At 45.6% G+C, this 11,792-nt stretch carries 7 protein-coding genes; 6 read left to right on the plus strand and 1 reads right to left on the minus strand.

Features of this window, described 5'->3' with window-relative positions; genetic code table 11:
* The first annotated feature begins 182 nt into the window (after positions 1-182).
* The 6 genes from IQ257_RS26675 (at position 183) to IQ257_RS26700 (ending at position 7,715) form a co-directional block, all read left to right on the plus strand.
* The gene (locus IQ257_RS26675; RefSeq protein ID WP_193880144.1) at positions 183-575 is read left to right on the plus strand and encodes a hypothetical protein; all 393 of its coding nucleotides are present in this window, start codon (positions 183-185) and stop codon (positions 573-575) included.
* Positions 576-614: 39 nt separating this feature from the next.
* The gene (locus IQ257_RS26680; RefSeq protein ID WP_193880147.1) at positions 615-3,224 is read left to right on the plus strand and encodes a HEAT repeat domain-containing protein; all 2,610 of its coding nucleotides are present in this window, start codon (positions 615-617) and stop codon (positions 3,222-3,224) included.
* Between the two features lie 78 nt (positions 3,225-3,302).
* Complete coding sequence (rppA, locus tag IQ257_RS26685) at positions 3,303-3,983, plus strand: two-component system response regulator RppA (RefSeq protein ID WP_193880150.1); 681 nt, start codon at positions 3,303-3,305, stop codon at positions 3,981-3,983.
* 28 nt (positions 3,984-4,011) lie between these two features.
* On the plus strand, positions 4,012-4,974 hold the full coding sequence (locus tag IQ257_RS26690) for a Gfo/Idh/MocA family protein (RefSeq protein WP_193880153.1): 963 nt from the start codon (positions 4,012-4,014) through the stop codon (positions 4,972-4,974).
* Positions 4,975-5,012: 38 nt separating this feature from the next.
* Entirely contained in the window at positions 5,013-6,725 is a 1,713-nt protein-coding gene (ureC, locus tag IQ257_RS26695; protein ID WP_193880156.1) for an urease subunit alpha, read from the plus strand.
* A gap of 459 nt (positions 6,726-7,184) precedes the next feature.
* Positions 7,185-7,715, plus strand: coding sequence for a universal stress protein (locus IQ257_RS26700; RefSeq protein WP_193880160.1), 531 nt, complete (start codon positions 7,185-7,187; stop codon positions 7,713-7,715).
* A 757-nt stretch (positions 7,716-8,472) separates the two neighbouring features.
* Here IQ257_RS26700 and IQ257_RS26705 read toward each other — a convergent pair.
* On the minus strand, positions 8,473-11,724 hold the full coding sequence (locus IQ257_RS26705) for an NACHT domain-containing protein (protein WP_193933354.1): 3,252 nt from the start codon (positions 11,722-11,724) through the stop codon (positions 8,473-8,475).
* Positions 11,725-11,792 lie beyond the last annotated feature (68 nt).

Below are 11,792 nucleotides of genomic sequence, written 5' to 3' on the forward strand. Positions count from 1 at the left end.
TTATCGCGAACAGGGATGAAACCAATTTATTCTCAACAAGACTGTCAATAAGCGCTCATCTTTTTTGACCTCAATTGCCTCAAAAGCAAGAACCATCAAACTTTTGAGCCGCTTGTCACCCCTTCAGTCAAAGCCGGACGATTGAAGTTAACCTAGGAAACTACCAAGACCGTATTCAGGATATGATAAAAAACTATCCGGGGAGTGACTTAACCGTTCTAGACGTATTTAGTAGTGATATCTATGGTAAAAAATATCAGCGACAAATCGCATCAGACTGCCAAAACTTCCAACCCGGACTTACCCTACTCGAAAACCTGACTAGTACAATACAAGGGATTATCGACCTCGAACAAACCAAAAGCGATCGCGCCCTCGATAATACTATAGCCCTGGCAGGTATTGGATTCGCTATCAGTGGCTTAACTGCTACCGCCATCTCTGTCCAACAACCCCAGCCTGCCTCCTACAAAGATATCTCCTTCCTCACTTCCCCCGTCTTCGTGTTGAGTATTGGGTTCGGGTTCAGTGCGCCCTTTTTAATCGCCCTCATCTATCGCCTCTTTCGCCGCTAATGGATAGCCACAACCCTAATTAAAACCCCAGGAGGTTTAGTGTTTGAAGCGTTAATTGAACGGCTCCCTCATTTCAGCGATGAGCAACTAAAAAACGAGTATCTCACTCCCCAGCGATGGGCACCAACCTGGGAACGAGTTCTTAAGGAAATTGACCAAGACGCCTTAGCGTTGCGTATTATTCGATTAGCCTTAGAGGTTGATTTCAAACTCGGTGCTAAATTAGCCGGAGCGGTTATACCTGAGTTCCAAGCTCAAACGGTTAGACTGATTGATGCTCTTACTATTCCTTTACCCGTTAAAATTCATTTATTACAACTTACTCATTCTGAGCAAGCTATTCCCTTTCTTCGTCACGCCTTAAATGATGAAGACGAACAGGTACGCGAGTTAGCCGCAAAAGCTCTAGGAGAACTGGGCTATAGTTCAGCCATTCCAGCATTACTCTCTAAACTTCAAGACGAGTATAATTCTGTTTGTAAGACAGCCTTAAAATCACTCGGAACAATTGGTTCTCTTGCTGTTCTACCTATTTTATACCAAAAACTGAAACGTCGAGGGAATGAACCAGCCCTTGAAGCATTCGACAACATGATGAGTCAAGCACTGGCTAAAAGAAAAAGCAATAACTCAGAGGAGAAAGATTCCTTTAGTCCGATAGAAATTGATTTATTTCTCAGTTCGTTAAACAGCGATAATTTACAATTTTGTCGAATTTGCCTACAACTATTGTGGATCTTAAATCAAAATGCTGCTTTCCAGGTTTTAACGGCTGCGTTACAAGCCGCTGATGATCAGCTACGGGAATTTGCAATCCTGGCGCTGGGGAAATTGGACAAAGAAGCCACTATTCCTATTCTGCTCCAATGCCTGGAAAATGAGAATCAAAATGTACAGGTGTATGCCGCGAATACGTTGTCAGACGTGGCGGATGAAGCAATAATTCCGGAATTAGTCAACGCTTTAAACTCCGAACAACAGACTACACGAGTCATGGCAAGTTATCTGATGGCTAAAATCGGCACAGACGCCACTTTACCTTATTTAAGTCAATTGTTCCATGATGAAAATGATCATATCCAATTGCTGGCAGTAACAGGACTATGTAAAATCGCTTCTCCAGCCACATTTCCGCTGCTGATGCAAGCCTTGCAAATCGAAGATGAAGACATTATTTGTGTTGTCGCTAAAGCTTTAGTCAAACTAGGTGAAACTTATGAACCCCTGGTTCCAGAAATGGCACAAGCATTACAAAGTCCCCATGAAAGTATTCCTTATGTTGCCGGATATGTCCTGAGTCAACTGAATAGTCCAGCCGCATTGACAATATTAGAGGAAGCCTTAGAGCATCCCGATCCTTCAATAAGAGCGATCGCGGGTGTAGCCTTATCTAAACATGATGATGCAGCGGTTTGCTCTGCGGCGCTTCAAGTTCTCCAAGAGATTGAGGACTATGACCTTATTGTATCAGCTCAGACGGCGTTTAAAATTATTGAAGAAACAGAAAAAACGTTTGATATTTCTCACTTTTTGACATCAAAGACTCTTTTACCCCGATGGAATGATTATACAGAAATCCTATCCCTGAGCCATGATAGTATCAGTCTATTTGTAACGATTATAGGTAACGTTTCTGGCGATAAACACCAACTGCTAGAAAAGATAGCAACGTGGCTCGTAGAAATTTTAGGCGAAGACACATTACCCCAACTTCTAAGTCGGTTCAAATTATCGCTTTCATTGCAAAATCAGCTTCTCGATTCCCCTCAACAGTTGAATCAACACCTCGAATCTAATGATCTAACTGAGAACGAAATCGCTTCGGCAGAAGAGCGTTATCTGGCTACAGTTATCCTTGGATATCTTGGCAATCCCGCAGCCGTTCCCACGCTGGTTAAGGTTTTGCAAGAAAATCATTGTTCCCTCAAAGTCTCAGCAGCAGAAGCGTTAGCCAGAATTGGTACGGCTGAAGCTGTTAACGCGATTTTGCAAAGTTTGAATTTTGATAACGACGTATCCTATCCTTTAGTTGAATCCCTAAAACTTATCACTAATTCAGAGGCTATCTCAGTTCTGGTTAATGCGTTAGATGGCGGTTTATTCGATGCTTATGCCATTGTCGAGAATAATAGAGAAAATCTTCGGGAGTTACAGCAAGACTATTTAGCTGAACTGGGAGATAATTGGGGTGTTCAAGTTCTGAAAGAGTTATGGACTTCACTGGTTTGGTTGACGGGATTTAAGGATGTATCATTTATAGAATTAGGCTCTCGCCTAGAGGTTTCTTGTTTTGAAAAAACAACTATTTCGCCAGATGCTGATTTAAAGCTCTTTGGTAAAAAGCGCAACTTCTGCCAGAACTTTGGTGTTCGCCAAGAAGCGTTACCTTTCGTCCTTTATGCTATGCAATATGAATCTGCTGAAGTCTATCAGCAAGCGGTAAAATCGTCCCTAAAACAAAGGTTAGATGCTAATTCAAGGTTGGATGATGCATTCTGGAAATTTTGGGAAGTTAAATTGGCTAACCTGTTGAAAGATTATCACGATGACTACCAATCCTTATGGCATGAAATGAGTCAAAGAGATTTAAGATGTCGGTTAACATCCGTTCGCTGTGCGGCGGCGAAAGTGTTGGAAAAAATCGGATAGGACAAGATTGAGTTGTAACCGATATAATAGTTATTAATAATCTTAATTACGTTTAAGAGCTAAGAGGCGATCGCTAGAATGCGCATCCTGTTAGTTGATGATGAAGTTGAACTCACTGAGCCACTGAGTCGAGTACTCCGGCGTGAGGGATACGAGGTTGATGTGGCTTATGAAGGGCAGTCTGGCAGTCAGTTGGCGATGCAAGGCAATTACGACTTACTAATTTTAGACTGGATGTTACCTCAACAGTCGGGGCTTGACATTTGCCAGCAGTTGCGATCGCAAGGGCGTATTACTCCCGTTCTTTTCCTCACCGCGAAGGACACCTTAGATGATAGGGTAATGGGATTGGATGCCGGGGCAGACGATTATCTAGTCAAACCGTTTGAACTGCGAGAGTTGTTAGCTAGAGTCCGGGCTCTATTGCGACGTTCTGTAACGACTGAGGCGGGAACTACTCAGCGGTTGCGGGTGGCATCCTTGGAGTTAGACGTGGAAAATCAGATTGCTTACAGAGACGGACGGTTAATCGAACTCTCGGAAAAGGAAAGTCAGCTACTTGAGTATTTTATGCGCCATGCAGGTCAGTTGTTGACTCATGGGGAAATTTATCAGCAGTTGTGGAAGGAGGACGAGCAACCGAGTAGTAACGTGTTAGCTGCCCTAGTGCGCTTGCTGCGTCGCAAAATTGAGGCAAAGGATGAGACACCCCTGATTCATACGGTGTATGGTAAGGGTTATCGGTTTGGAGAGCCGTAAACTCCTTTGTTCATCATTCATTTTTTTAATGATTAAGGCTGGTATTGTCGGGACTGGGTATGCTGCCAACCAACGGGCGCAAGTATTGCAAACCGATGAGCGATCGCGTTTAGTTGTCTTTAGCGGTCATACTCCAGAAAAAACCCAAGAGTTTGCCCACACTCATAACACCTCAGCCGTAGATTCTTGGCAGCAGGTTGTGAAACACCCTGAGGTGGATTTGGTGTTTGTTTGTACCGTTAATCGTGATCATGGGGCAATTGTTCGTGCTGCGTTGGAAGCGGGGAAGCACATTGTTGTTGAATATCCCATTTCTCTAGACCCTTCAGAAGCCGAGTCCTTGATTGCTTTGGCGCGATCTAAAGGTAAACTCTTACACGTAGAACATATTGAGTTATTGGGGGGATTACATCAAGCTCTGCGACAGTCCCTATCAGAAACTGGGAATGCTGTTTACGCTCGTTATATTACTATCGTACCCAAGCACCCCGCACCGAAACGCTGGACTTATCACCGAGAATTATTTGGCTTTCCCTTTAAAGCTGCCCTGCCTCATATTCACCGATTCACGAACCTGTTTGGTAAAGTAGCGGCGGTTAGCTGTCAAACTCGGTTTTGGGGGGATGGTGAGTATTATACTGCCTGTTTGTGTTCGGGTCAATTTCGTTTCGTCAACGGTTTAATTGCAGAGGTTACTTACGCAAAAGGGGAGGGTTTTTGGCAGGGGTTGCGTAATTTTGAGGTACATGGAGACAAGGGAACGCTAGTATTTGAGTCAGAGGAAGGAACCTTGATTCGGGAAGAGGAAAGGATACCCATTGCCGTGGCAGGAAAGCGCGGTTTGTTTGTCAAAGATACCACCATGGTGTTAGATTATTTGGCGACAGGAACACCTCTGTACGTGTCTCCAGAGGAGAGCTTGTACGCCCTCAAGGTAGGAGAAGCGGCGCGTCAGTCAGCAGAAACAGGTGAAACGGTGACGCTGGAGTAATGATACTTAATACTGATAAGATTGTGTGAGGAGTTGCTATGAGTTATCGTATGGATCGCCGTGCCTACGCCGAAACCTATGGTCCTACTGTAGGCGATCGCATCCGTCTTGCCGATACAGAATTATTGATAGAAGTCGAACAAGACTACACTACCTACGGCGATGAAGTGAAATTCGGGGGTGGCAAAGTTATCCGAGATGGCATGGGACAATCCCCCATTGCTAATGCTGACGGTGCCGTAGATATGGTGATTACAAATGCCTTAATTCTGGATTGGTGGGGTATCGTCAAAACCGATATTGGGATTAAAGACGGCAAAATTTTCAAGATTGGTAAAGCAGGCAATCCCTACATCCAGGATAATGTAGACATTATTATCGGACCGGGTACTGAGGCGGTTGCTGGGGAAGGGATGATTCTCACGGCAGGTGGAATTGATGCCCATATTCACTTTATCTGTCCCCAACAGATCGAAGTTGCGATCGCATCCGGCATTACTACCATGATTGGCGGCGGTACAGGTCCAGCAACTGGAACGAATGCCACCACCTGCACCCCAGGTCCCTGGAACATTTACCGGATGCTGCAAGCAGCGGATGCGTTTCCGGTAAATCTGGGGTTTATGGGTAAGGGTAACAGCAGTCAACCCCAAGGACTAGTGGAACAAGTCTTAGCCGGTGCTATGGGGTTAAAGTTACACGAAGATTGGGGAACTACACCTGCTGCCATTGATACCTGTTTGGGTGTTGCTGATGAGTATGACGTGCAGGTAGCGATTCACACCGATACCCTCAACGAAGCGGGTTTTGTAGAAAACACGATCGCCGCATTCAAAAACCGCACAATACACACCTACCATACTGAAGGCGCAGGTGGAGGGCATGCTCCCGATATTATCAAAGTTTGCGGTCAAGCTAACGTAATGCCGTCATCGACTAACCCCACTCGTCCCTACACCGCCAACACCTTGGAAGAACACCTGGATATGTTGATGGTATGCCACCATTTAGATCGAGGGATTCCAGAGGATGTGGCGTTTGCCGAGTCTAGGATTCGTCGGGAAACTATTGCGGCTGAGGATATCCTGCATGATTTAGGGGCATTTAGCATGATTGCCTCGGATTCTCAGGCAATGGGACGAGTCGGGGAAGTTATCATCCGCACTTGGCAAACCGCCCATAAAATGAAGGTGCAGCGCGGGTTCCTTGCCTCTAACCAAGGGGGTGAAAATGATAATTTCCGGGCAAAACGATATATTGCCAAGTATACGATTAATCCGGCTATTACCCACGGCATTGCTGAGTATGTGGGTTCGGTAGAAGAAGGCAAGTTGGCGGATTTATGCCTGTGGAAACCTGCCTTTTTTGGCGTGAAGCCGGAAATTGTGATTAAAGGCGGTGCGATCGCTTGGTCGCAAATGGGGGATGCTAATGCTAGTATTCCGACACCCCAACCTGTTCATATGCGTCCCATGTTTGGTAGTTTTGGAGGTGCGATCGCGGCAACATCCTTAACTTTTGTTTCTAAGGCTGCATTAGAGAAAGAAATTCCGACTCAACTGGGTTTACAAAAACCTGCTGTTGCGGTTTCTAATACCAGACAGTTGCAGAAGCAAGATATGAAACTCAATGATGCACTGCCTCACATAGAGGTTGATCCAGAAACCTATGAAGTGAGGGCGGATGGGGAGTTGCTAACCTGTGAACCCGCTACAGTTTTACCCATGGCGCAGCGTTACTTTTTGTTTTAACTCCCGATGAGTTTTTTAGTTCCAAATTTTTCCAGCTTGACGAATCATCTGTCACATTACGTTACTTTAAAAGGGGTTAAAAAAGCCAAAAAAATGCTATGATAGAGAGTCTACTTTTTAAGAAATTCATATCAAAGGTGGTCATGAGTAGCCAACGGCACGACCAAAAACGAGTATCCCTTGAGCCTGCGTCCACTTCAGTAAACAATCCGTATAAAAGTCGGGGGTCAAGTAAGCTAAATCTTTAACTGAGGCAAGTAAAAAGAATCCTGAAGTTAAATCAGTCAATGTTCAAGTTTTACAACAGGTATTGAGAAAGCTGTAAACAACTTTTCTTGATATGAATCGTAAAGAAATGGGCTTTCCGAGATTCAAAAAGCAGGGGAGGATGTCAATTCATGGAGTTTATCGGATGGTTGTTCATCGATAAACTGTACCGGGAGATAAGGAGAAGCTACGATGAAGTACCAAAAAATACTGGTGGCTATTGACCGTTCAGCGGAGGCAGAAATGGTATTTGAACAAGCCATGGAGCTTGCCAAACGAGAAAAAGCGTCTCTGATGGTGTTTCACTGTCTGCCAATAGAAGCTCAGGGAACGGGTTACTACGGGGATATGTTTGGCAGAGAGTTGGTTGATTTTTCTAACCTGATACAAGATAAGTTGAAAAAGGAAACCGAAGACGCTCAGAAATGGCTTTCTCATTTCTGTCAGAAAGCAACGGCAGAGGGAGTAGCCACAGAATGGACTTGCAAAGTTGGAGACGCTGGCAGCGCAATTCGGGAACTCGCTCAGAGTTGGGGAGCTGATTTAGTTGTGCTAGGTCGTCGAGGGCGGCGCGGCTTTGCAGAAATGCTTTTGGGAAGTGTCAGTAATCATGTTGTCCATCACGTCCCTTGCTCGGTTTTAGTCGTACAAGGCATTAGTGCTGAAACTCAACACGATCATGACACGAGGACTACGGCACAAATCAACGAATCTCAGTCTTAATCTACAACCCGATGACTGGGAACAGCTCCGAGTTTGACTATCTTCAATCTGGAAATGCGATCGCTTTAGGTTCTGAACCTCGTCAATGAGTATCAAAGACTCCTGGATGAGTCTCAAAGATTCGTAGATGAGTCTCAAATACTCTCTGGACAGTATCAGAATCTCGTAGATGAGTCTTAAACACTCGTGGATGAGTATCAAACACTCGTCAATGAGTATCAAACACTCTCTGGACAGTATCAAAGACTCGTTGATGAGTCTTAAAGACTCGTGGATGAGTCTCAAAACGTCTCGAATGAGTCTTGGAGGTTCTTAAATGAGCGATCGCACCCCATTCCCCACTCCCTACTCCCGTTCGGCTGACGCTCACGGCGAAGCCCACTCCCTATTCCCCAACACCACAGAGTCAGTAATTGGCAACGGATTTAGATAGCGGATGTAGCGGATAACAGACAACCCATCCGTTACATCTCACATCTTGCACCATTGTCAGTAAACCCGAAAACCCGCCCAGAGTTAAAACTCCGGGCTAATAGCTTAAGTCCATTTCAATGGACTAAAACGCTTGTCCAGTCGTATGCAAGACGAATGTCACTGAAATAATATAGGTTCGTAGTCGCCACTTTAGTGCCTCAAGCGCTGAAGCGCTTACTACAAACGCTTAAGTCAGTGCCAGTCGTCTTTAGACGACTTTAGCTATGAGACAGTGGTTTTAACCACTGGCGGGTTGTTGCCACTGGAGCAAGATCTCAGTTACTTATCCGTTGCCAACCAAATCCCACAGCGCATCAATTCCACTGCCAACATAGTCTGAATCTTGGTGTTGCTCAAGCCATTGCACAATAGCCGGGAGAATATCACTGGATTTCTTGCCCAACTTACCCAAGGCTATGGCAGCATGGACACGCACATAAGAATACTCATCATCTAAGTGCAATAGCAAGGCATTCACCACCGTTTCGGAACCCTGCCCCAACTTACCCAAGGCAAAGGCAGCATTGCCACGCACACGAGAATTCTCATCCTCTAAGCACAATAGCAGGGCATTCACTACCGTTTCTGAATCCTGCCCCAACTCACCCAAGGCATGGGCAGCCTCCCAACGCACACCAGAATCTTGATCATCTAAGCGCAATAGCAAGGCATTCACTACCGTTTCGGAACCCTGCCCCAACTTACCCAAGGCAGAGGCAGCACTGCCACGCACATCAGCATCTTCATCCTCTAAGCGCAATAGCAAGGCATTCACTACCGTTTCTGAAGTTTGTCCCAACTTTCCCAAGGCAAAGGCAGCATAGCTACGCACACCAGAATCCTCATCCTCTAAGCGCAATAGCAAGGCATTCACCACCGTTTCTGAACCCTGCCCCAACCTCCCCAAGGCACGGGCAGCAAAATCACGCATAACAGAATCCTCATCATCTAAGTGCAAAAGCAAAGCATTGACTATCGTTTCTGAACCCTGCCTTAACAAACCCAAGGCATAGGCAGCATTGACACGCACATCAGAATTCTCATCCTCTAAGCGCAAAAGCAAGGCATTCACTACCGTTTCTGAAGTTTGTCCCAACTTTCCCAAGGCATCGGCAGCCTCCCTACGCACACCAGAATCCTCATCCTCTAAGTGCAATAGCAAGGCATTGACTATCGTTTCTGAACCCTGCCCTAACTTACCCAAGGCATAGACAGCATTGAAACGCACATCAGAATTCTCATCCTCTAAACGCAACAACAAGGTTTCAACTACCGCTTCTTGTTCCCCTAACGCCGCCTGATATTTCAGCAACCTTCCTTCACCAATCGTTTCAGCTTGAGCTTTCAACAGTTCCAGTGCTTGTGCTTCAAAATCAGTCTCATGCAGGTGGCAAAAAATATCATAAACCTGCTGACGAACTTTTCTACCAACCCACGCCTCATCACTAATTTCCAGTTCGACTAACCTCTCTACAATCTCCTGCGGCAACCTACTATCTGCCACCTTCAAGTCTTTAATATTTTCAGTGAGTAACGTGCCAGCCCATAATAAATCCCGGTGCAGCCATTGCTCATACTCACTATTGTTATTCAGAATAGCCCGAATCGCTTTAACAGCCTTCTTCGGCTTTTGTTGAGCAATCAGCAGCAGCAACACCTCCCGCCAATGCGGGTCATGGAGATGCTCTTTAATAGGCTCCAGAATAATATCAAAATCCCCCTCATTATCCGCCTGATAGTTAATTTCCTCAGCACACAGATATTCCTGAAACGTCTTATGCACAAAGGCATAGCAATCGGTGCCTTGTTCATTCAACAACCCCGTGCGATCGCGAATAAACTCAATAAACCGCTTTGCCTCTTCCTTCGCCTCATACAGTTGAATTTGTTTCAGCGTCCGAATCTCTCTGCCCAACTGACTAATCAACTCATCCCGATCAATCAGCGTTCCCCCCTCCTTATCCCCCGTACTTCCCTGCGTATGAATCCAATACGCCAGAGTTTCCATCAACCGCCGCAAATCATCCAGCCCCAGATAGGTTAATACCGTATGATTCGTCAGTTCTTTATTCGCATCCCAAGAGGTTAACAACGTTTCTACTGCCTTGTCATACAGCTTATATCGCTCCTTCGGCAAAACCGCTTGATAACGGTGAATCAGGGCAATAATCGTCAACAATAACGGATTTCGTGCCAGTAATTTAATCCGGTCATTATCCGAAAGCGCCTTCCTCAGACTCTCTTTCCGCCGTTTCGCTTCCTCTTTATCAGCAACGCGGCTATCGTACCAACGGTTAATAAACTCCTCAATTTTGTCATCATCAAAGGGTTGTAATTCGTAGTGAGGAAACTCCTCCGTCTTGAAAAAGTCCCGCTTGTATCCCGCTGGACGGGAAGTAATAATGGCTCGATTCTGGCTATATTGCCCCAGAAAATTCTCAATCCGCTGCACCACCTCATACCGTTTGGATTCTTCCGCAACTTCATCCAACCCATCCAGCAAAATCAGCGCCCGTCCATCCGCCAACCAATACTCAAAAAATCCTTCTGGTAGCGCTTTTACAGACAGACTTTTCTCAGCAAACTGCTTGGTATAATCGAGAATACTACTATCCGGTTGCCTCGCCAAATCTCGAATTTTAATTAAAATCGGTAGCCAGTCCGTCTTACCATCTAACCCCAATACATTTACATTTTTCTCTCCCCCCTTACTAAGGGGGGTTGGGGGGGTATTCTGCGCCAGCATCACGGCAAAATAACTCATCAACGTAGTTTTACCCGAACCAGGCGCACCCAACAGCACTACTTTTTTAGACTGACTCTGACTCAACAACTGCCGTGCGTTAAACCTTCTCCCCGAAAAGTTTTCAAATTGCGATCGCGTCCGTTGTTCCCAAAGTAATTCTGTCTGACGATTACCCGTTCTTTCCAATAAAAACTCTGGCTCTAACCCACTGCCTGAACGAGTCCGCCCATCCTCCACCACATCCGGCATCACAAAAATTTGAGCCAATCGTTCCGACTGCTCAATCTCCTGCCCAGGCACCGCAATTCCGGCAAACTTGACATCATCAAACCAATTTGCCAATTGCTCAAAATAATCTGCTTTCGCAACCTGAAACCTTAAATACTCATTCGTCCGCTCAAAATAGGTTCTAACAAAAACCTCCATCCAAGACTTAACCAAAGATTCCTCAATCTTTCCTTGCATTCTGGAATCATCATTTGCCGCTTGTTTAAACGCAGCCACCAAATAATCAACCTGTGGCATCCCTTGATTATTCAGCGGCTTCTGCAACTCCTCAAGTCCAACGCCCTTAAAAAAATGCTCCAGAAACTTCGGCACAAAATCCGGCTCACACCGAAAGAATAACGCTTGATGTTGCTCCTGAGCCGCTTTAATCGCCGCTTTTAAAGCCCTCTCCAAATCATTAGGATTCAGCTTACTTCCAACACCCGTCAGCAACGCCTCAGCAACCTTTACCGTTGCCAACTCCCCCAACCATCCGCCAATTATCATCGTTACTGGCTCCATCCCTCATTCTCCACCTGCCTTGGACAGTATTATGGCTTACTAAAGAAGGGGAATGGAGGGAGATGGGG

Origin of the sequence: Coleofasciculus sp. LEGE 07092 (assembly GCF_015207375.1) — a bacterium.
Classification (GTDB): Bacteria; Cyanobacteriota; Cyanobacteriia; order Cyanobacteriales; family Coleofasciculaceae; genus LEGE-07092.